General features: G+C 64.8%; 20 protein-coding genes and 2 riboswitches. Of the genes, 5 read left to right on the forward strand and 15 right to left on the reverse strand.

Features of this window, described 5'->3' with window-relative positions:
* Positions 1-31: 31 nt before the first annotated feature.
* The 5 genes from gcvP to DL237_RS11595 all read right to left on the reverse strand — a co-directional run bounded on the left by gcvP (position 32) and on the right by DL237_RS11595 (position 5526).
* Positions 32-2884: an aminomethyl-transferring glycine dehydrogenase gene (gene gcvP, locus DL237_RS11575; RefSeq protein ID WP_119399225.1), complete on the reverse strand. Its 2853-nt coding sequence runs from the start codon at positions 2882-2884 to the stop codon at positions 32-34.
* 43 nt (positions 2885-2927) lie between these two features.
* Positions 2928-3281 (reverse strand): VOC family protein, encoded by a 354-nt coding sequence (locus DL237_RS11580; RefSeq protein ID WP_119399226.1) that lies wholly within the window; start codon positions 3279-3281, stop codon positions 2928-2930.
* A gap of 4 nt (positions 3282-3285) precedes the next feature.
* Entirely contained in the window at positions 3286-3645 is a 360-nt protein-coding gene (gene gcvH, locus DL237_RS11585) for a glycine cleavage system protein GcvH (protein WP_119399227.1), read from the reverse strand.
* A 19-nt stretch (positions 3646-3664) separates the two neighbouring features.
* Positions 3665-4789, reverse strand: a complete 1125-nt coding sequence (gene gcvT / locus DL237_RS11590) for a glycine cleavage system aminomethyltransferase GcvT (protein ID WP_119399228.1) — start codon at positions 4787-4789, stop codon at positions 3665-3667.
* A 77-nt stretch (positions 4790-4866) separates the two neighbouring features.
* Positions 4867-4930, reverse strand: a riboswitch (glycine riboswitch).
* Between the two features lie 3 nt (positions 4931-4933).
* Positions 4934-5021: riboswitch (glycine riboswitch) on the reverse strand.
* Between the two features lie 37 nt (positions 5022-5058).
* Positions 5059-5526 carry an RrF2 family transcriptional regulator gene (locus DL237_RS11595; protein WP_119399229.1) on the reverse strand — a complete coding sequence of 156 codons (468 nt, stop codon included), beginning with the start codon at positions 5524-5526 and terminating at the stop codon, positions 5059-5061.
* A 134-nt stretch (positions 5527-5660) separates the two neighbouring features.
* On the opposite strand from DL237_RS11595, the gene DL237_RS11600 reads away from it, so the two are divergent.
* A complete protein-coding gene (locus DL237_RS11600) occupies positions 5661-6332 on the forward strand; it encodes a gamma-glutamylcyclotransferase family protein (protein WP_321186039.1) in 672 nt (223 codons plus the stop codon).
* A gap of 257 nt (positions 6333-6589) precedes the next feature.
* Here DL237_RS11600 and gltX read toward each other — a convergent pair whose 3' ends face one another.
* The 4 genes from gltX to mgtE all read right to left on the reverse strand — a co-directional run bounded on the left by gltX (position 6590) and on the right by mgtE (position 11111).
* A complete protein-coding gene (gltX, locus tag DL237_RS11605; protein ID WP_119399230.1) occupies positions 6590-7912 on the reverse strand; it encodes a glutamate--tRNA ligase in 1323 nt (440 codons plus the stop codon).
* A 27-nt stretch (positions 7913-7939) separates the two neighbouring features.
* Entirely contained in the window at positions 7940-9019 is a 1080-nt protein-coding gene (locus tag DL237_RS11610) for a zinc-binding metallopeptidase family protein (RefSeq protein WP_119399231.1), read from the reverse strand.
* A gap of 107 nt (positions 9020-9126) precedes the next feature.
* Positions 9127-9687, reverse strand: a complete 561-nt coding sequence (locus tag DL237_RS11615; protein WP_119399232.1) for a 5-formyltetrahydrofolate cyclo-ligase — start codon at positions 9685-9687, stop codon at positions 9127-9129.
* Positions 9687-11111, reverse strand: a complete 1425-nt coding sequence (gene mgtE / locus DL237_RS11620) for a magnesium transporter (protein ID WP_119399331.1) — start codon at positions 11109-11111, stop codon at positions 9687-9689. Before mgtE ends, DL237_RS11615 begins: the two co-directional genes overlap by 1 nt.
* A 190-nt stretch (positions 11112-11301) precedes the next feature.
* On the opposite strand from mgtE, the gene guaD reads away from it, so the two are divergent.
* Positions 11302-12597, forward strand: a complete 1296-nt coding sequence (guaD, locus tag DL237_RS11625; RefSeq protein WP_119399233.1) for a guanine deaminase — start codon at positions 11302-11304, stop codon at positions 12595-12597.
* A 4-nt stretch (positions 12598-12601) separates the two neighbouring features.
* Here guaD and DL237_RS11630 read toward each other — a convergent pair whose 3' ends face one another.
* From DL237_RS11630 to DL237_RS11645, 4 genes are read right to left on the reverse strand one after another with little or no spacing between them, the layout of a single operon-like run.
* Positions 12602-13093, reverse strand: coding sequence for a CAP domain-containing protein (locus DL237_RS11630; RefSeq protein WP_119399234.1), 492 nt, complete (start codon positions 13091-13093; stop codon positions 12602-12604).
* 11 nt (positions 13094-13104) lie between these two features.
* A complete protein-coding gene (locus DL237_RS11635; protein ID WP_119399235.1) occupies positions 13105-14445 on the reverse strand; it encodes an 8-oxoguanine deaminase in 1341 nt (446 codons plus the stop codon).
* 3 nt (positions 14446-14448) lie between these two features.
* Positions 14449-15252: a histidinol-phosphatase gene (hisN, locus tag DL237_RS11640; RefSeq protein ID WP_119399236.1), complete on the reverse strand. Its 804-nt coding sequence runs from the start codon at positions 15250-15252 to the stop codon at positions 14449-14451.
* A gap of 56 nt (positions 15253-15308) precedes the next feature.
* The gene (locus DL237_RS11645; RefSeq protein ID WP_119399237.1) at positions 15309-15677 is read right to left on the reverse strand and encodes a helix-turn-helix domain-containing protein; all 369 of its coding nucleotides are present in this window, start codon (positions 15675-15677) and stop codon (positions 15309-15311) included.
* A 331-nt stretch (positions 15678-16008) separates the two neighbouring features.
* Between DL237_RS11645 and DL237_RS11650 the strand changes: the two genes are divergently transcribed.
* The gene (locus DL237_RS11650) at positions 16009-16980 is read left to right on the forward strand and encodes an NADPH:quinone oxidoreductase family protein (protein ID WP_119399238.1); all 972 of its coding nucleotides are present in this window, start codon (positions 16009-16011) and stop codon (positions 16978-16980) included.
* 3 nt (positions 16981-16983) lie between these two features.
* Here DL237_RS11650 and DL237_RS11655 read toward each other — a convergent pair whose 3' ends face one another.
* The gene (locus DL237_RS11655) at positions 16984-17880 is read right to left on the reverse strand and encodes a LysR family transcriptional regulator (protein ID WP_119399332.1); all 897 of its coding nucleotides are present in this window, start codon (positions 17878-17880) and stop codon (positions 16984-16986) included.
* Positions 17881-18006: 126 nt separating this feature from the next.
* On the opposite strand from DL237_RS11655, the gene DL237_RS11660 reads away from it, so the two are divergent.
* Together DL237_RS11660 and DL237_RS11665 are read left to right on the forward strand one after the other, a co-directional pair.
* Entirely contained in the window at positions 18007-18225 is a 219-nt protein-coding gene (locus DL237_RS11660; protein ID WP_119399239.1) for a DUF1127 domain-containing protein, read from the forward strand.
* Positions 18226-18537: 312 nt separating this feature from the next.
* Entirely contained in the window at positions 18538-19275 is a 738-nt protein-coding gene (locus DL237_RS11665; protein WP_119399240.1) for a Bax inhibitor-1/YccA family protein, read from the forward strand.
* A gap of 91 nt (positions 19276-19366) precedes the next feature.
* Here DL237_RS11665 and DL237_RS11670 read toward each other — a convergent pair whose 3' ends face one another.
* Positions 19367-20026: a GNAT family N-acetyltransferase gene (locus DL237_RS11670; protein ID WP_119399241.1), complete on the reverse strand. Its 660-nt coding sequence runs from the start codon at positions 20024-20026 to the stop codon at positions 19367-19369.
* Between the last annotated feature and the right edge of the window lie 2 nt (positions 20027-20028).

The following is a 20028-nucleotide window of genomic DNA, read 5'->3' on the forward strand; positions in this document are numbered from 1 at the left end:
GGCGCCGAGGAACCGGGTCTGTGACTCCGACTTACTCTGCCGCTTCGGCGTAGTCAGACATGGGCGGGCATGTGCAGGTCAGGTTGCGGTCCCCCCAGGCGTTATCGACGCGGTTGACCGGCGGCCAGTACTTGTCGACCCGGAACGCCCCGGGTGGGAAACAGCCCTGTTCGCGATCATAGGCACGATCCCAGTCGCCCACCAGATCCTCGACCGTATGCGGCGCGAACTTCAGCGGGCTGGCATCGGGGGTGACACGACCGGCTTCGATCTCCGCGATCTCGGCGCGGATGGCCAGCATGGCATCGCAGAAGCGGTCCAGCTCGGCTCGGGTTTCGCTCTCGGTCGGTTCTACCATCAATGTACCGGGGATCGGAAAGGACATCGTCGGCGCATGAAAGCCGCAGTCCACCAGGCGCTTTGCGATGTCGTCGACCGTGACGCCGGCACTTCTTTCGAAGGGGCGGGTGTCGAGGATGCACTCGTGTGCAACGCGCCCCGACGGCCCTTTGTAGAGGACATCATAGGCCCCCTTCAGACGTGCCGCGATGTAATTGGCGTTCAGGATCGCGACCTTGGTGGCTTGCGTCAGCCCGGCCCCCCCCATCAGGAGGCAGTAGGCCCAACTGATCGGCAGGATCGAGGGCGAGCCGTAGGGCGCGGCCGATACAGCGCCGTCGCTGTCGTTGGCGACATGGCCCGGAAGATGTTCGACCAGGTGCGCCTGCACCCCGATTGGCCCCATGCCGGGGCCACCGCCGCCGTGGGGAATGCAGAAGGTCTTGTGCAGGTTGAGGTGACTGACGTCACCGCCAAGGTCGCCCGGTCGTGCCAGACCAACCATCGCATTCATGTTGGCCCCGTCGATATAGACCTGGCCACCGTGATCATGCGTGATCTGGCAGACCTGCCTGACCGTCTCTTCGAAGACCCCATGCGTCGAGGGGTAGGTGATCATGCAGGCCGCCAGCTGATCGGCGTATTTTTCCGCCTTTTCGGCAAAGTCATCCAGATCGATATCGCCATTGTCGCGCGCCTTTATCGCGACGACCTTCCAGCCGACCATCTGTGCGGAGGCCGGGTTGGTCCCATGTGCCGAGGTCGGGATCAGGCAGATGTTGCGCGCCCCCTCTCCCTTTGCGCTGAGGTAGCGACGAATTGTCAGCAACCCCGCATATTCGCCCTGGGCACCGGAATTCGGTTGCAGCGAAAAGCCCGCGTATCCGGTGATATCGCACAGCTTGGCCGACAGGTCCTTGATCAGCGCGCCGTACCCTGCCGCCTGATCCGATGGTGCAAAAGGATGCAGCGCGCTGAATTCAGGCCAGGAGATCGGCTCCATCTCGACGGCGGCGTTCAATTTCATCGTGCAGGAGCCGAGCGGGATCATCGCCCGATCCAGTGCCAGGTCACGATCCGCGAGGCGACGCATATAGCGCATCATCTCGGTCTCGGCGCGGTTCATGTGAAAGATCTCGTGCTGCATGTACAGCGTTTCGCGCGCGAAATCATCCGGGATCCGGTACTGATAGGGCGTTTCGCTGGCCTGACCGGGCAATGACAGGCCAAAGGTGCGCCAGACCGCCTCGATGGTGGCGGGGCGGGTGCATTCATCCAGGCTGATGCCGATCTTGGTGGTGCCGACGCGCCGCAGGTTCAAACCCTCGTCCAGCGCCGACTTCATCACCGCCGATTGCAACGCCCCCACCTCGACATGGATGGTATCGAAGTACGCCTCGGGGCCGACCTCGAACCCTGCCTCCTGAAGGCCGCGGGCCAGGCGCACCGTCTTGCGGTGGATGCGCTGTGCGATGCCCTTCAGGCCATCGGGTCCGTGAAACACCGCGTACATGCTGGCCATTACCGCCAGCAGGGCCTGGGCCGTGCAGACGTTGCTGGTGGCCTTTTCGCGCCGGATATGCTGTTCGCGGGTTTGCAGCGCCAGGCGATAGGCGCGGTTGCCGCGCGCATCGATCGATACGCCGACGATGCGCCCCGGCATCGCCCGCTTGTAGGCATCGCGCGTCGCCATGTAGGCGGCATGCGGACCGCCATAGCCCAGCGGGACGCCGAACCTCTGCGTCGATCCCACGGCGATATCTGCCCCCATCGCACCGGGTTCCTTCAGGATGCAGAGCGCCATGATATCGGCAATCATGATGCCGATCGCGCGGGCATCGTGCAGCGCCGCCATCTGTGGCGTGAAATCCGTCAGGTCGCCGTGGGTGCCGGGATACTGGAACACGGCGCCAAAGACATCCTCGGCCACCAGATCCGCCGGGGCCCCCACAATCACCTCGATCCCCAGCGGTTCGGCCCGCGTGCGGATCACGTCTATATTCTGGGGATGGCAATTTTCATCGACGAAGAACGCCTTCGCCTTCGACTTGGCGACACGCTGCGCCATGGTCATCGCCTCGGCCGCCGCCGTCGCCTCGTCCAACAGCGATGCATTTGCGATATCCAGCCCGGTCAGATCGCAGACCATCGTCTGATAATTCAGCAGGGCCTCAAGCCGCCCTTGCGAAATCTCGGGCTGGTAGGGCGTGTAAGCCGTGTACCATGCGGGATTTTCCAGGATATTGCGCTTGATCGCGGGCGGAGTGATCGTATCGTGATAGCCCTGCCCGATCAGGCTGGTCAGCACCGTGTTGCGATTTGCCACACCGCGCATGAACTTCAGCAGGTCCGCCTCAGACAGCGCCGGACCGAAATCCAGTGCGCCATCCTGGCGGATACCCTGCGGCACCGTATCGCTGATAAGCCCGTCCAGGCTGTGTGCGCCGACGACCTTCAGCATCTCCTCCATCTCGGCGGGCGATGGGCCGATGTGGCGGCGATTTGCGAAATCGTAGGGGCGGTATTCCGTCGGGGTGAAGGGCATGAAAGCTCCTGTACTGAACAGAGTAGGGCAAGACGCCGGGGCGTCATCGCTTGTGGGTCAAGACGTTTACCAGTCGCCCCTCGGGGTCGCGCAACATCATGCGCACCACGCCCCAGGGTTCCTCGACCGGACCGTATTCGAGGGGCAGTTCGCCGGCCCGCGCCCGCTCCAGCACCGGATCGAGGGCATCGACCTCGATGGACAGATCGGGCACCGGCGTCCCCGAACCGCCCTGCGACGCGAAAGACAGCTGCGGCGACTGGCGGGCATTGGCCTGCAATGTCACGATGAACCCCAGGTCCATCGCCACATCCATGCCGAAAAGGCCGGCATAAAAGGCCGACAGGGCCGTTGGATCGGCGGTGCCCAGGTTCGCAGTGATCCGCAGCACCGCCATCCGATCAGCTGATCATCTTGTTATAGACGGCCTCGTCCATGTATTCGTCCATCTGCTCGGGTTCGGATGGCTTGATCTTGAAGAACCACGCATCGCCCATCGGGTCGTCGTTGATCTTGCCCGGGTTCTCGACCAGCATGTCGTTGACCTCGACGATTTCGCCATCCAACGGCGCCAGGATGTCCGAGGCGGCCTTGACGCTCTCGATCACCACGCATTCCTCGTCCTTGGTCACTTCCGTACCCACCTCCGGCAGTTCGACAAAGACGATGTCGCCCAGTTGCTCGGCGGCGTGTTCGGTGATCCCGACGACGATCAGATCGTCTTCCGGGCGGAGCCATTCGTGTTCTTCGGTATATTTCATGGATGCGATTCCCTGTCTGTCAGCGTTTGAAATTGGCGGGGAGGAAGGGCAGGCTGTCAACCGTGACCGGCGCGCGCTTGCCACGCAGCTCGGCCTCGATCTGGGTTCCCGGGGCGGCCAGCGCACGCGGCACATACCCCATCGAAATCGGCACCTGTAGCGACGGGGCAAAGGCCCCGGACGTGATCCGCCCGACCGGGCCTGCGCCCTGAAACAGCTCGACGCCTTCGCGCATCGGCGCGCGGCCACCCGGGCGCAACCCGACGCGCAGCCGCGCGGCACCGCCCTCCAGCTCGGCCAGGATGCGCTCGGCACCGGGAAAGCCGCCTGCGCGCGCGCCACCGCTGCGGCGCGCCTTCTGGATCGACCAGTGCAGCGCGGCTTCGACCGGCGTCGTGGTGGTGTCTATATCATGGCCATAAAGGCACAGCCCCGCCTCCAGCCGCAGGCTGTCGCGCGCGCCAAGGCCGATGGGCAGCACCGCATCGTCGGCCAGCAGACGGCGCGCCAGCGCCTCGGCCGCGTCGTTGGGCACGGAAATTTCGTATCCATCCTCGCCCGTGTAGCCCGAGCGTGAGATCCAGCACTCCGCTCCCTCCAGCGTGACGGTCGCCACATCCATGAAACGCATGTCTGCGACGTCCGGCGCCAGACGTGCCAGCACGGCCTCCGCCCCCGGCCCCTGCACCGCCAAGAGGCAACGGTCGGTCACCTCGACCACCTCGATCCCCGGCAGACCGGCGCGCAGATGGGCGATATCGGCGGCCTTGCACGCCGCATTGACCACCACGAACAGGTGATCCCCGCGGTTGGCGAACATCAGATCGTCCAGAATGCCGCCCGCGGGGTTCGTCAGCAGGCCGTACCGCTGCCGCCCCTCGGCCAGTCCCACCACCGCCGCCGGGATCAGGCTCTCCAGCCCCAGGGCCAGCGTTTCGGCATCGGCCCCGCGCAGGATCACCTGCCCCATGTGGCTGACGTCGAACAGACCTGCGGCGGCGCGGGTATGCAGATGTTCCTTCATCACCCCGGCGCCGTATTGCACAGGCATCTCGTAGCCGGCAAAGGGTACCATCCTGCCACCAAGTTCGCGGTGCAGATCATGCAATGGCAGGCCACGCAATTCGTCGGGTAGATCGCTCATCCGTCTCTCCAGGTCTGGCCTGGGCGGAACTCCCCCGGGCATCATGGGCGCGGCGAAAAGCCACGCGGTGATGCCCCCTCTGTTCCTTTGCCTGAGATCGCTATCCCTTCGGCGGACCCGTCAAAGGGCCTCTCTCCAGAGTCTGTGTATCGGACGGTCCTGAAGCCTGAGAGTTTCCGGGGCGGTTGCTCCTTCGGCACTGACTTTCGCCAGTTCTCCCGATCCAATGCCCAACCGATAGCCGCTGCCTGCCGGGCGTGCAAGCCCGATCAGACGTCAGAAGCGACACTGGAGCGAGAACAAGCGACAGGGGTCATAAGTTCAGCAAGTGGCGCATTATCGCAGGTCAGATCGCTCAGCGTCACCCCGTCCAGCGCCGTGTAAAAGGCCTCGACCGCGACGGCAATCGCGCCACGCAGCCGACAGGCCGAGATCAAGGGACAGGTGTTCGCCTCATCCGCGAAACATTCGGTGATCGGCACTTCGGCTTCGGTTGCGCGAAAGACATCGCCCACGCGGATGCCACCGGCCGGCACCGCCAGCGTCATGCCGCCCCTGCGCCCCCGATGGGTTTTCAGAAATCCACTGCGCGCCAGCCGGTTGATCACCTGCGCCAGATGGTTTTCCGAAATGTTGCAGGCCTCTGCGATCTCGGACTTGATCACCATCCGGTCGCCGTTCACCGCGCAGTACATCAGCACGCGCATGGCAATATTGGTTCGCTTGGTCAGGCGCATGGTCCCTCCTCAGCCTGCGGTGGACATGTGGCACGGCCCTGCGGCCCCTGCCCCTGTCGCACCCCATCGCTGCCGGGCCATCACGACCCATTTTCACTCGCCCGCACAATTCGCACGCAGCGCAGGACCATGGTATGGGGGCATTCACTCAAGATGTATTTGATCCACATCAATCGAATCCGTCGCAAACCACGCCGAACCCCGAGGCCCGCATGATCCCGTTCCAGACCGCACATCCCTATTTCTTCGGCTATGGCAGCCTCGTGAACCGCGACACGCATATCTATGCCCCGGCACATCCGGCCACAGCACAGGGATGGCGGCGGCTCTGGCGACACACCGCCCTGCGGAATTTCGCGATCCTGACGGCCGTGCCCAGCCCCGGCACCGTCATCGACGGCCTGATCGCCCCGGTGCCGAATGCCGATTGGGCGGCACTGGACGCCCGCGAATTCGCCTATGACCGCCACATCGCCACGCCGGACATCGCGCACGGTCAGGCCCTGCCACGGGGCCAGCCGATCGACATTGCAATCTATACGATTCCCGCGTCCAAACACCCCGCCGCCAAGGCCCCCACACCGATCCTGCTCAGCTATCTCGACGTGGTCCTGCAAGGGTATCTGCGCGAATTCGGGCCCGCCGGCGCGCAGCGATTCTTCGACACGACAGACGGCTGGGAAACCCCGATCCTGAACGATCGTGCCGCCCCCCTCTATCCCCGCGCAAAAACCCTCAGCCCCGACGAGACCGCCTTCATTGACGACCACCTCGCCCGACTGCAATCCGAGATAATTCCCGCCTGACCGACACCCGCCCCCCGGTCCCGTCCACGCTCCGTCCACGCCCCGTCCCATGAAAAAAGCGGGCGCACCTCGCACCCGCTCTTTATCATCTGGCCCTAAATACCCCCGCCGGAGGCGGCCTCTTTCTCTGCCGGAGGCGGCCGCGTTCTCTGCCGGAGGTGACCTCTTTCTCTGGCAGAGGGCCGTCTTTCTCTGGCGCGCGGCCGTTGCTCCCTGCCGCTCCCTGCCGAAGATGGCACGCGCCGCGTGATCCGCGCCTATTTCGCCCGGATGACCTGCAACAGGGGCAGAACCTGGGACATGTCGGGTCCGTGCTGCATCCCCGTCAGCGCCTTGCGCAGCGGCATGAACAGGCCCCGGCCCTTGCGCCCGGTCGCCGCCTTCACCTCGGCGGTCCATTTGCCCCAGCTCTCCGCGTCATGGGGGCCCTCGGGCAACAGCGCCATTGCCTCCGCGACAAAGTCACGATCCTCGTCGTCGATCACCGGCTCGGCTCCGTCGCGGAACAACGCCCACCAGGCGTCCATGTCCGACAACACGGTAATGTTGTCACGCACCACCATCCAGAATGCCTCGGCCTTGTCCTCGGGCACCCCGGCCGCCAGCACGCGGTCCTTCACGGCCTCCAGCGGGCGCGATTGCAGGATATGGGCCGTCAGCGGAAACAGGTCCTGCTCGTCGAACTTGGTCGGGGCCGAGCCGAACTGCGACAGCTCGAACCCCGCCGCGATCTCCTCGACGCTCTCGCGCAACTCGACAGGCTGGCTCGACCCCAGCCGCGCCATGAGGCTCAGCAATGCCATCGGCTCGACGCCTTGCTCGCGCAGGTCGCGGATCGCCAGCACGCCCAATCGCTTGGACAGCGCCTCGCCCTGCGGGCCGGTCAGCAGGGAATGGTGCGCAAACGTCGGCACCGTCCCGCCGAGCGCCTGGATCATCTGGATCTGCGTCGCGGTGTTCGTCACGTGGTCCGACCCGCGCACCACGTGCGTGACACCCATGTCGGTGTCATCCACGACCGAGGCCAGCGTATACAGCACCTGCCCATCGGCCCGGATCAGCACCGGGTCCGACACACTCGCCGCATCGATCGACAGATCGCCCAGGATGCCATCCGCCCACTCGATGCGCTGCTGATCCAGAAGGAACCGCCAAACACCATCGCCACGCTCGGAGCGCAGCTTGTCCTTTTCAGCCTCCGACAACGCCAGCGCGGCACGGTCATAGACCGGCGGCTTGTGCATGTTCAGCTGCTTCTTGCGCTTCAGGTCCAGCTCGACCGGGGTCTCGAACGCCTCGTAGAACCGTCCCATCTCGCGATACTTGTCCGCCGCCTCGGCATAGCGATCCAGCCGTTCGGACTGCCGCTCGACCCGGTCCCAGTGCAGGCCCAGCCAATCCAGATCGTACTTGATCGCGTCGACGTATTCCTGCTTGGACCGCTCGGGATCGGTATCGTCGATCCGAAGGATGAATGTGCCACCCGCCTTGCGGGCGATCAGAAAATTGAACAGCGCGGTGCGCAGGTTGCCGACGTGGATATAGCCGGTGGGGGATGGGGCGAAACGGGTAACGGTCATGGCGGAACTCCTGTTGCGCGCGGCATGTCACATGGCGCGGGCTTTGTCCAGAAATCCGCCTGTCGAGGCCGCCAGCACCGTGTCATGCACGTATCCCAGCTTCTCGGCCACCGTGTCCGAAATCACCTCCGGCACGAAATCCAGCAGACCCATTTCGCGGTTCAGTTCGTTCAGCACCAGCCCCAGCGCACGGTAACGCCGCACCAGCGTGCGAATGTCCGACAACGGCTCCTCCATCAGCAACCCCAGGCTGGTGGCGGTGTCGATGACGCTGGCAATGTCCAGGTACAGCGCCCAGGTCTCGGCCCAGTCTTCCCACGGGTGCATCGTCGCATAGGCACTAACGTAATGCCCCAGCCAATCGGGCGGCGGGCCCTCCTTGTAGTGCCGTTCCAGCGCCGCGCCATATGTCGGGTTGCGCGGGTCCCCGAACAATGCGGCAAAGCTGGCCTCGGCCTCGGGTCGGTCCTTGATCAGCACGTCCCAGAAGTAATGCCCGACCTCGTGGCGGAAATGCCCGATCAGCGTGCGATGCGCCTCGCCCATGTCGACGCGGATCTGCTCGCGTTCGGCGGGGTCGGCCTCGCGAATGTTGATGGTGATCTTGCCGCTGGCATGGCCGGTAAAGACGCGCTCCGCCTCACCCGCCTTGCGCCACAGCCCTTCGTCCAGCGGATCGCCCATGAAGGCAAAGGTCAGCGGCGGCTCCATCCCGTCGCCCGTCGTGCCATAGGGCAACCCCAGCCGGTCCAGCCCATAGAACAGCCGCCGCTTGGCCGCCTCCAGCCGCGCCCAGCGTTCCCAGTTTCCCTCGACCGACAGGTCCGGCACGGTGTCGTTGTAGCGGCAGCAATCGCAGAACCGCCCCTGCCCCAAAGGCACGGTGCGGTTGCACACCTTGGCCTTGGCGTAATTCTCGCACAGCGCCACTTCGGTGCCGCAAGGCTCTCCCACGGGTGTCCCCAGGCAGCGCCAGTGATCCCCCGCCGGTTCCAGGGCGGTGACGGCTTCGCAGTTCTGGCACCAGCCGGTCCTGCGCCCGCAGGACGTGCATTGCGTATTGTCGAAGAACAGCGTGTTTCCGCAGGTACAGGTAAAAAGCCGCATGACGTGCCTCCACAGGGACAGGAGTGCAGGAGGTAGCCAGTTGCGGCCTTTCGTCAATGCGTCATGGCGAAGAACCTCAAGACTTCTGGCCGATCTCGCCCCGCCACTCAGCTTTCGGGGGTGACGACCCCGGCTTCCGTCACGATCAGGTCCAGCGGCTGATCCGTCGCCTCGATCGGCACCGCATCCACCTCCTGCGCGGCATAGGCAAAGCCCACGGCCAGAACCGACCCAGCGGCGCGCAGCTCTTCCAGCGTCCGGTCATAAAAACCGCCGCCATAGCCCAGGCGATAGCCACGCCGGTCAAAGGCGACCAGCGGCACGATCAGGATCTGCGGCGTGATCCATTCCTCGGCCACCGGGATTTCGGCCCCGAAAGGGCCGGCGCGCATGGCGCAGCCCGGCTCCCATCGCGCGAATTTCAGTGGCATCCCCGCGCCCGTGATCACCGGCACGGCAACCGGTCCATGGGCTGCGGCTTCCTCCATCGCGGCCAGCGGGGGGATCTCGCTGCGGATCGGCATGTAGCCTGCCAGCGGCACGCCGCGATACCCCGCCAGCAGCGACGACAAGACACCCGCGCGCCCGGGACCGTGCCCGTCATGTGCCGCCTTGCGCTGCGCAAAGGCCGCCTTGCGCGCCGCGGCCTTGCGCTCGGCCATCTGCATCACAGCAACACCAGCGCGGCCAGCCCCAGAAAGGCGAAAAAGCCGACGACATCGGTGACCGTGGTGACGAAAGTGCCGCTGGCCAGCGCCGGGTCGACCTTCAGCTTTTCCAGCACGACCGGGATCATGGTGCCCGCCAGCCCCGCGATCACCATGTTGATGATCATCGCGGCCGCAATCACCAGACCCAGCCGCCCATCCCCGAACCAGACCAGACCGATCACGCCCATGACCACCGCAAAGGCCGTACCATTGGCCAGACCGACCAGCGCCTCACGCCGGATCACCCGCCAGACGTTGCTGCCGGTAAGGTCTTTCGTGGCAATGGCGCGCACCGCCACCGTCAGGCTCTGCGTGCCGGCATTGCCCCCCATCGAGGCGACGATGGGCATCAGAACCGCCAGCGCGACGAATTGCGAAATCGTCCCCTCGAACAGCGAAATCACCAGCGAGGCGATGATCGCAGTGCCAAGGTTCACGGCCAGCCAGGGCATCCGCTGCTTCAAGGTCTCGGTCACGCGGTCGTTCAGGCTGCCTTCGCCGACACCGGCCAGTCGCAGGATGTCTTCCTCGTGTTCCTCGTCCAGCACGATCATCGCGTCATCAATGGTGATGACGCCGACCAGCCTGTCGTTTTCATCCACAACCGGCGCGCTGATCAGGTGGTACTGGTTGAACGCATAGGCCACGTCGCCTTCGTCCTGCGACGCCGGGATGGTGCGAAAGCCAGGCTCGGTGATATCGGCCAGCAGGGTTTCGCGCGGGCTCGCCATCAGCTTGCCGAGGGTGGCATGGGCAATCGGCTTCATCCGTGGATCGACCAGGATCACGTGATAGAACTGCTCCGGCAGGTCCTCGCGCTGACGCATGAAGTCGATCGCCTGCCCGACGGTCCACATGTCCGGCACCGCGACCACTTCGCGTTGCATCAGGCGGCCTGCGGATTCCTCGGGATAGGTCAGGGCCTGCTGAACGGCGACCCGGTCGCTGTCTTCCAGCGCGTCGAGAATCGCCTCCTGCTGCGGCTCCTCGAGGTATTCGACGAAATCGACAACGTCATCGCTGTCCATCTCGCGCACAGCGTCGGACAGAACGTCCGGGCTGAGCAGCATGATGACTTCTTCGCGGATCGATTCGTCGAGTTCCGACAGGATCTCGCCGTCGAATTCCTTGTCGTACAGGCGCACCAGGCGCCGCCGGTCAAAGGCGTTGATCTGTTCAAGAAGGTCGGCGATGTCTGCCGCGTGCAGCGGCTCCATCAGCTCGACCAACTGCTCGCGATCATCGGTATCAACCGCAAACAGGATCGCGGCGACGGTCTTGCGCGTCAGCGCATAGGCCCCCTCCTCCTCATCGAGCGGTTCAAGCACGTCCTGATCCGACCCCTCCTGCCCGTGTCCGATGTCAGCGTCGTTGCGCTCCATCTCCTCCGGGCGGATGTCATCTTCCTTGTCGTGCCTGGTTTCGCTCATGGGCCGCCCTTTCGTGGTCATCCGGACCTTAGTTTAGGCCGGGGTCGGGAAACAATGCTGCACACGCAATTTACCCCGTCTCGAAGGGCAGATAACGTGACCGGCGAACATTGCAAAACAATCCCGCGAAAGGATCGGCATTATGGGCACCGACGTGCTGTTGACAGGGCGGCTTCTGGATTTCACCGCTGATCCCTTTACCGCCCCCTGGCAGGATTGCTGCGTGATCGAAGAAGATGGCGCGCTGCTGGTCAAAGGCGGCAAGATCGCCGCCCGCGGCCCCGCCGACACCCTGCGCGCCGCCCACCCCGATGTGCGCGAAATCTCCTATGGCGATGCGCTGATCCTGCCCGGTTTCGTCGACGCCCATGTGCATTTCCCGCAAACCGCGATGATCGCCAGCTGGGGCAAACGGCTGATCGACTGGCTCAATACCTATACCTTCCCCGAGGAAATGCGCTTTGCCGATCCCGCCTATGCGGCGGAAATCGCGGCGCGCTACCTCGATCTGACGACGGCCCACGGCACCACCTCCATGGTCAGTTTCTGCACCATCCATCCCGCCAGCGTCGATGCCTTCTTTACCGAGGCACAGGCGCGCGGCCAGCGCGTGATTGCGGGCAAGACCTGCATGGATCGCAATGCCCCCGACGGGCTGCGCGACACCGCCCAATCCGCCTATGACGACAGCAAGGCGCTGCTGGAAAAGTGGCACGGTGTCGACCGGATTTCCTATGCCATCACGCCGCGTTTCTCGCCCACCTCCACGCCGGATCAGCTCTCGGCCATGGGCGCGCTCTGGGCCGAACACCCCGACTGCCTGATGCAGACCCACCTGTCCGAACAGGTGGACGAGGTCGAATGGGTCAAGGGCCTGTTCCCCGACGCACGCGACTATCTCGATACCTACGAGGCGCATGGCTTGCTCGGGGCAAACGGCCTCTACGGTCACTCGATCCACCTTGAACCCCGCGAAAAGGACCGCCTGCGCGAGGTTGGCGCGGCGCTGGTGCATTGCCCGACCTCCAACACATTCATCGGCTCGGGCCTGTTCGACATGGCCGGGCTCAAGGCCGATGGCCACCGTATCGGCCTGGCCACCGACACCGGCGGCGGCTCGGATTTCTCGATGCTGCGCACGATGGGCGCGGCTTATGAGGTCGCGCAACTGCGTGGCACCGCCCTGCACCCGGCGCAACTGCTCTGGCTGGCCACCGCAGGCTCGGCCAGCGCCATCGGCATGGTGGATCGCATCGGCACGCTGGCGCCGGGAACCGAGGCGGACGTCGTCGTGCTCGACCTTGCCTCGACCCCCGCCATCGCCCAGCGGTCCAGCCGCGCCAACGACCTGTGGGAAGCCGTCTTTCCCACCATCATGATGGGCGATGACCGGGCCGTGCGCGCCGTCTGGATCGGCGGTCGACCCGCGCTCGGCTAGCGCCTCAGCAGGGCTGCGCGAAAACCGCAGACCAATAGGGCCGCGCCTTCGGACCTGCTGTCGCGGCCCCTACCAGCGTCGTCTCCGACAGCAGGTTGCGACGGTGTCCGGGGCTGCGCAGCCACCCCTCCACCACCGCCGCGGCAGTCGGATAACCATAGCCCACGTTTTCCGCCACGATGCACCAATCCAGCCCCGCCGCCGTCAGCCGTTCGCCCGGCGTGCTGCCATCGCTGCCTGTGTGATCCATGAACCCCGCTGTCGCCATGTCGCCCGCCTGCACCTGCGCGGCGCGGTTGGCGGCCGGGGAAACCGCCAGCTCCGCCAGCCCCTCCGCCTGCCGTGCGGCGTTCACGGCGGCGATCAGCGCCGGGGCGGGCCGTCCCTGCCCCTCGGCGCCGGGGGCGGGTCTGAAGGTACCCGCCGGGGGCGTTACCTCCTGCATATGGGGCGCGCCGCAGGCCCCCAGGGCCAGCAGCGACGCAAACGTCATCATTCGGATAATTGTCACTCCATCAGCCGGCGGGCGAGGCTGTTTTGCTGTGCGATCAGCGCCGGCAGGTCCAGGTGGGTCATCTGCCCGTCGCGCACGATCTGGCGTCCTTCGACCAGCAGATGCTTCACTTTCATCGGGCCCGCCAGCAACAGCGCCGCCGGGTCCCAGCTTCCGGCACTTTCGATGCCGGAGACATTCCATATCGCGATATCGGCGCGCTTGCCCGTGGCCAGACGCCCGCAGTCGGGCCGCCCCAGCACATCGGCGCCACCCCGTGTCGCGATCTCCAACGCCTCGCGCGCGCTCATCGCGTCCGCGCCACGCGACACCCGTTGCAACAGCATCGACTGGCGCGCCTCTGCCACCAGGTTGCCCGCGTCATTGCTGGCCGATCCGTCAACGCCCAGCCCCACCTTCATGCCCGCATCGCGCATCTCGCGCACCGGTGCGATGCCGGACCCCAGACGACAGTTCGAACAGGGGCAATGCGCCACGCCCGTGCCGGTGCGCGCGAACAGGCTGATCTCGGTCGCGTCCAGCTTGACGCAATGGGCGTGCCAGACATCGTCGCCGGTCCAGCCCAGATCCTCGGCATATTGACCGGGCCGGCAGCCGAACTGCGCCTTGCTATAGGCGATATCCTCATCATTCTCGGCCAGGTGCGTGTGCAACATGACCCGCTTGTCACGCGCCAGCAGCGCCGCGTCGCGCATCAGCTCCCGACTGACGGAAAACGGCGAACAGGGCGCAACCCCGACCCGGCACATCGACCCGTCCCTGCTGTCATGAAAGGCGTCGATCACCCGGATGCAATCCTCAAGGATCGCCGCCTCGTCCTCGACCAGGCTATCGGGCGGCAAGCCGCCCTTGCTCTCGCCGATGCTCATCGCGCCCCGTGTCGGGTGGAACCGCAGGCCCACGCGCTGTGCCGCCTCGATGGTATCCTCCAGCCGCGCGCCATTGGGGTACAGGTACAGATGATCCGAACTCAGCGAACAACCCGACAGCGCCAGCTCGGCCAGCCCGATCACGGCCGAGACGTGAATCTCCTCCGGGCCGAACTTGGCCCAGATCGGGTACAGCGTCTTCAGCCAGCCGAACAGCAGCGCATCCTGCCCACCGGGCACGGCCCGCGTCAGCGTCTGGTAGAGATGGTGATGGGTATTCACCAGGCCTGGCGTCACGATACACCCGGTGGCATCGATCACCTCGGCGCCCGGCACGCTCAGCCGTGGCCCGATGGTGCGGATGGTACCACCAGAGATGAGGATGTCGGCACCGAAAAGCTCGGTTCTGAAATCATCCATCGTCAGGATATGATCCGCCCCGCGGATCAGTATCGGTTTATCCATGTGTCAACATTTTGACATTCCCGCGAGAATGTCCAGTGCCTCTGCGTGCAGTGCAGCATTTGCCGCCGCAATCACCTGCCCGCCCATATGCGCCGGGCCGCCCTGCCAGTTGGTCACGATGCCCCCGGCGGCCTGGATCACGCCGATCGGCCCCTGCACGTCATAGGTGTGCAGCCCGCATTCGATCACCAGGTCGACCTGCCCCGCCGCAACCAGCGCGTAGGCGTAACAATCCATGCCATAGCGCACCAGCTTGACCCGCCCCGCGACCGCCTGAAACGCCGCGCGCTCGGCATCGCTGCCGACCTCGGGAAAGGTGGTGAACAGGATCGCCTCGGGCAGGCGCTGCGTCTGGCGCGTCGTCAGGGGCCGGGTTCCCATCGGGCCACGCATCTGCGCCTGCCCGAAACCGCCCCAGAACCGTTCGCCGGTATAAGGCTGGTCGATCATGCCCATATGCACGCCGGTATCGTCCGACAGACCGATCAGTACGCCCCAGGTCGGGGTGCCGCTGACAAATCCGCGGGTGCCGTCGATCGGGTCCAACACCCAGGTCAACCCGCTGTCGCCGTCCTTCGTGCCGAATTCCTCGCCCAGAATCGCATCCTTCGGGCGCCGCCGGGCCAGAACCCCACGCATCGCCTGTTCGGCGGCGCGGTCGGCCTCGGTCACCGGGTCATAGCCCCCGGCCAGCTTGTTGTCTTCCGTCAGTCCGGCAGAGCGGAAGAACGGCAAGATGGCCGCGCCTGCGGCGTCGGCCATCTCATGCGCTGTATCGAGTAAGTCCTTGCCCTGCGCGTCGTCCATGGCTCGCCCCTGTCATGTCTGTGTCAGGAACTGGCTATCGCGTGGGGCAGGTCAACTCAAGCGACGTCGCTCAGAACTCTTGCAAGCTCGAACAGACGGCGACGCTGGTTTTCCGGGATGGCATAGTAGGACCGGACCAGGTCCAGTGCTTCCTTGTCGCCCATCACGTCGGCGGGCACGTTCGCGTGATCGCCATTCGCATTGTCCGCTTCCAGACCTTCGAAGAAAAAGCTGACTGCGACGTCCAGCGCGTCGGCGATATCCCACAGCCGAGAGGCACTGACGCGGTTTGCACCCGTCTCGTACTTCTGGATTTGTTGAAATTTGATACCAACACGTTCCGCCAGCTGTTGTTGGGTCATTCCAACCAACCAGCGGCGGTGCCGAATACGTTTACCAACGTGGACGTCAACCGGATGAGTCATTCGCGGCTCCTGATGAATACCCTTGTCGTATCCACGTTCGGGGGAGCCGTCGCGCGGGTATGTAGGGCTAGGGTTGCATTTAGACACGCCGCACATCCCTACAGCGTCCCCGAGATCGTAACAGTTTTCAACTTTTACGCAAGTTAGCCCGGCTCGAAAGAGGGGACTGCGCGAATGGTTAACTCAATTACCGGCTGAGTATCAAGTTCACATAAGCACACGCAGTGTTCACAATAGTTGCATCACGTTCTGCGGCGCAGCATCATTGCGCGGATCAGGGACCGCCCATTTTTCGCGCATTGCCACGCTATCCACAGGAAATCATTCGACAATGAAAAACGACTCGATCCGCGCATTCCGCTGCCATGGCAAAGATGTATCCCCGGTGCTGGAACGTATCGCCGCACCCCGCCCGGACCCCGGCCAGGTGCTGATCGAGATCAAGGCCTGCGGCCTGAATTTCGCCGATCTGCTGATGATCCGGGGCACATACCAGGAAACACCTCCCGCCCCCTTCACCCTTGGTCTCGAAGTTGCGGGAATCGTTTCCGCCTGCGGTGCCGGCGTCGACCTGAAACCGGGCAGCCGCGTCGCGGTCTTTGGCGGCGCGGGCGGGCTGGCGGAACAGGGCGTGTTTCCGGCGGACCGGGTCATCCCCCTGCCCGATACCATGACGTTCGAGGACGCCGCTGCGTTGCAGATCGCTTATGGCACCAGCCACGTCGCCCTGGCCCATCGCGCACGACTCCAAAAAGGCGAGTCGCTGCTGGTGCTCGGGGCCACGGGCGGCGTCGGCCTGACCGCGGTCGAGCTGGGCAAGCTGATGGGGGCGCGTGTCATCGCCGTGGCGCGCGGCGCGGAAAAACGCGACATCGCGCTACGGGCCGGGGCAGGTGTATTCATCGATTCCGCCACCCAGGACGTCCGATCCGAGGTCAAGGCGCTTGGCGGCGCCGACGTCGTGTATGATCCGGTGGGGGGCGACATGTTCGACGCCGCCTTTCGCGCCTGCAACCCCGAGGCCCGGATCCTGGTGATCGGCTTTGCCAGCGGCACGGTGCCCCAGCCCAAGCCGAATCACATGCTGGTCAAGAACATCGACCTGATGGGCTTTTACTGGGCATCGTATCTCACGTTCCGCCCGCAGGTCGTCACCGGGTCGATCGCGACGCTGATGGACTGGCATGCGCAGGGCCTGATCACGCCTCACATCAGCCACCGCCTGCCGTTGGAGCGTGCCGCCGACGGGCTGGAGCTGCTGCGCACCCGTCAGGCCACCGGCAAGGTCGTGATCACCATCTGACCCTCAGGCGCGGATCGCCTGCGGCACCTCGCGCGGGGCCGGACGCGGGGCGGTATTGGTGAAACTCTGGCGCAGCATCTCGGCGACGCGCTTGGACACCTCGCGCGCGCCCCGGTCCTGGCGGTACATGCAGATCTTCTGCATCCCCAACGCGGGCAGTTCGCCGCCATGCTCGACCTGCGCCAGCTGCGCCGGTTCGGTGCCCTGGATCATCGTGCTGATCGCCAGATCGGCCGAAACCGTCGCCTCGACCGTGCGATCGGAATAGGTATCGACGGCGTTTTCCCAGTCGATGCCGCCTTCCTCCATTGCGCGGATCGTCAGCGGTCGGAACAGGCAATTGCGCCCCGACGCATAGCGCAGCGGCCGATGCCGCCAGGCCGTGCCGCCCGGCGCACCGATCCAGCACAACGGACGTTCATCCAGCACCTCGGCGCGGGCGTCAGGCTCGGCCTCGGTCGTCAGGATGATGTCGACCTCGCCCCGGTCGAACTGCTCTTTCAGGGAAAACGTATAGGCCGAGACCAGCTGCACCTTCATGCGCGGAAATTCCTGTGCGAACTGCTGCAACACCCGTGGTACGACCGGATACACGATGTCATGCGGCACCCCGAGGACGATTTCCCCTTCGTAACTCTTGCTGGTCAGCCGAGTCATCGCCTCGTCGTTCATCTCGATGATACGCCGCGCATAGCCCAGCAATTGCTCGCCCGCCGCCGTCAGCGCCACCCGGCGGCTGGTCCGGTCCAGCAACGTGATGCCCAGCATTTCCTCCAGCCGCTTCAACTGCATCGAAACGGCGGACTGGGTGAAATTCAGCATACCTGCGGCCTTGGTCACGCCACCATGGTCGGCCACGGCCACGAAACTGCGCAGAGAGGTCATGTCGAGGTTTCTCATAACATCACAATCCTTGATGGCATCGTCCAGAAACATTCATTTTCAATATTGATCATACGGGCGCATACACATCAATAGAAATCATCACCCCAACGACTCACATCACGAAACGGAAAGGATCGTACGATGGCACACCCCCTGATTGGCTCCGCAACCGCGAAGGCGCCCCGGATCGCAAAGTCGCCGCTGTCCCGTCTCGCGATGCTGCTGGGGATCCACCGCGAACGCCGCGCGCTGCACCACCTTGATGACGCCCTGTTGCGCGACATCGGTCTGACCCGGCACGAGGCCCGCACAGAGGCGCGGCGCCCGGCCTGGGACGCGCCCGAACGCTGGCGCGCCTGAACCGGCCTGCCTCCCGCCCCCCTCGGACGCGCGGCCCCTGAGGCCGCGCGCACCCCGGCTTTTCGGCCCCCCGTGACTTTTCCGCCCCATGCGGAAAAGGAACACCCTCAGCGGCCCTGCCGCTGCGCCCTGCACAAGACCGCCCCGGCGCCTCTGGCACCCCCGGGGATCGGCCTTGGCAGGGCTTTTTTTCTTTTCGGTCACGTTTGCGTTGGAACCGACCGTGAAACAGTTGAAATGCGCCCCCACGTCACCGATATTGAACCAGAAAGCCCCGTCAGGGGAAAACAGGGATTTTACCGGAGGCTTCAAATGGCTGAATACAGAACGATGCGCTCTGCGGCTGGTACCCGCACCGCCGCAATCGACGAAGGGCTGCGCGCCCACATGAACAAGGTTTACGGCACGATGTCCGTCGGCATGTTGCTGACGTTCCTCGTGGCATGGGCCGTCGGGACCAGCCCGGAAATGCTCAGCATCTTCCGCGATCCGATGACGATGAAGCCGAACATGCTGGGCTACGTCATCATGTTCGCACCGCTGCTGATGATCTTCGGCTTCGGCGCGGCGATCAACAAGCTGTCGGCGGCTGGCGCGCAATTGTTCTTCTATGCCTTCGCCGCCGTCATGGGCCTCTCGCTCAGCTGGATCTTCGTGGCCTTCACCGGCATCTCGATCGCCCAGGTCTTCCTGATCACCGCGATTTCCTTCGCTGGCCTGTCCCTCTGGGGCTACACCACGAAAAAGGACATCTCCGGCTGGGGCTCTTTCCTGATCATGGGTGTGATCGGCCTGCTGGTCGCCTCGATCGTCAACATCTTCCTGGCCAGCGCGGCGCTGCAATTTGCCGTCTCCGCCATCGGTGTGCTGATCTTTGCCGGCCTGACCGCCTATGACACGCAGGAGATCAAGAACACCTACATCCAGATGGCCCAGTCGGGCGATCGTGAATGGCTGGGCAAATCCGCCATCATGGGTGCGCTCAAGCTCTACATGGACTTCATCAACATGTTCATGTTCCTGCTGCAACTCTTCGGCAACCGCAACTGATCGGCACGATCACAGCGCGAAACGAACAAAGGCCGGTCCCACACAGGGGCCGGCCTTTTCATTTGTGCATCCAGGTTGCCATCGCTGCACTCTACGCCTCTGCCTGCCAGCGCATCTGCACGGCGGGAAACAACAACCCCGTCGGCAGCCGCACATCGATATGCGCCCGCGCCTCGAACCCCAGGCTTTCATAGAACGGGGCCGCCGTGACCGTCGACTGACAGTGCAGCACGCGCACCTCGGCTGCCCGCGCGGACCGCAGGATGCGCCGCAGAACGCGCTGGCCCAGCCCCTGCCGGGCGGCATCGGGATCGGTCGCGACGTGGCGGATGTGCCCCTCGCCTGCCCGCCCCGGCGCACCATGCGGGGAAAAGTCGGTCCAGCCACCTGCGGCCAGCACGCGCTCTCCCTGCTCGGCAATGAAGTATGTGCCGCAGGTCAGCAGGCTGGGCCGGGCCTGCCCGATCAGCGGCAGCGCCTCGCGCAGCAGGCCGGGTTCGTAATCCGGGGCCAGCAGCGCCCGGTAGGACCGCGCCAGCATCCGGCTGACAGATTCGGTATCGGCCGGCAGCGCGGGCCGGATGATCACATCCGCCCAGCGGTCCGGCTCTGGCTCCGGCTGTGCCGTGCGGGGCGCAAGGCTCCCGCTCAGCGGGCGTGGTGCGGGACTTGCCGACAGGGTGCCGCTCCGGGCGGGCAGCCTCTCTTCGGATAAAAGCTCTTCGGGCGGTATATCGCTTGAAACAGACATCG

Source organism: Pseudooceanicola sediminis (assembly GCF_003575965.1).
GTDB classification, from domain to species: domain Bacteria; phylum Pseudomonadota; class Alphaproteobacteria; order Rhodobacterales; family Rhodobacteraceae; genus Pseudooceanicola; species Pseudooceanicola sediminis.

Excerpts from the sequence above, each read along its gene's own strand:
- gcvP (WP_119399225.1), bottom strand. The coding sequence starts at position 2,884 with ATGCCCTTCACCCCGACGGAATACCGCCCCTACGATTTCGCAAATCGC.
- DL237_RS11580 (WP_119399226.1), bottom strand. The coding sequence starts at position 3,281 with ATGGCGGTGCTGCGGATCACTGCGAACCTGGGCACCGCCGATCCAACG.
- gcvH (WP_119399227.1), bottom strand. The coding sequence starts at position 3,645 with ATGAAATATACCGAAGAACACGAATGGCTCCGCCCGGAAGACGATCTG.
- gcvT (WP_119399228.1), bottom strand. The coding sequence starts at position 4,789 with ATGAGCGATCTACCCGACGAATTGCGTGGCCTGCCATTGCATGATCTG.
- DL237_RS11595 (WP_119399229.1), bottom strand. The coding sequence starts at position 5,526 with ATGCGCCTGACCAAGCGAACCAATATTGCCATGCGCGTGCTGATGTAC.
- DL237_RS11600 (WP_321186039.1), top strand. The coding sequence starts at position 5,661 with ATGGGGGCATTCACTCAAGATGTATTTGATCCACATCAATCGAATCCG.
- gltX (WP_119399230.1), bottom strand. The coding sequence starts at position 7,912 with ATGACCGTTACCCGTTTCGCCCCATCCCCCACCGGCTATATCCACGTC.
- DL237_RS11610 (WP_119399231.1), bottom strand. The coding sequence starts at position 9,019 with ATGCGGCTTTTTACCTGTACCTGCGGAAACACGCTGTTCTTCGACAAT.
- DL237_RS11615 (WP_119399232.1), bottom strand. The coding sequence starts at position 9,687 with ATGCAGATGGCCGAGCGCAAGGCCGCGGCGCGCAAGGCGGCCTTTGCG.
- mgtE (WP_119399331.1), bottom strand. The coding sequence starts at position 11,111 with ATGGAGCGCAACGACGCTGACATCGGACACGGGCAGGAGGGGTCGGAT.
- guaD (WP_119399233.1), top strand. The coding sequence starts at position 11,302 with ATGGGCACCGACGTGCTGTTGACAGGGCGGCTTCTGGATTTCACCGCT.
- DL237_RS11630 (WP_119399234.1), bottom strand. The coding sequence starts at position 13,093 with ATGATGACGTTTGCGTCGCTGCTGGCCCTGGGGGCCTGCGGCGCGCCC.
- DL237_RS11635 (WP_119399235.1), bottom strand. The coding sequence starts at position 14,445 with ATGGATAAACCGATACTGATCCGCGGGGCGGATCATATCCTGACGATG.
- hisN (WP_119399236.1), bottom strand. The coding sequence starts at position 15,252 with ATGGACGACGCGCAGGGCAAGGACTTACTCGATACAGCGCATGAGATG.
- DL237_RS11645 (WP_119399237.1), bottom strand. The coding sequence starts at position 15,677 with ATGACTCATCCGGTTGACGTCCACGTTGGTAAACGTATTCGGCACCGC.
- DL237_RS11650 (WP_119399238.1), top strand. The coding sequence starts at position 16,009 with ATGAAAAACGACTCGATCCGCGCATTCCGCTGCCATGGCAAAGATGTA.
- DL237_RS11655 (WP_119399332.1), bottom strand. The coding sequence starts at position 17,880 with ATGAGAAACCTCGACATGACCTCTCTGCGCAGTTTCGTGGCCGTGGCC.
- DL237_RS11660 (WP_119399239.1), top strand. The coding sequence starts at position 18,007 with ATGGCACACCCCCTGATTGGCTCCGCAACCGCGAAGGCGCCCCGGATC.
- DL237_RS11665 (WP_119399240.1), top strand. The coding sequence starts at position 18,538 with ATGGCTGAATACAGAACGATGCGCTCTGCGGCTGGTACCCGCACCGCC.
- DL237_RS11670 (WP_119399241.1), bottom strand. The coding sequence starts at position 20,026 with ATGTCTGTTTCAAGCGATATACCGCCCGAAGAGCTTTTATCCGAAGAG.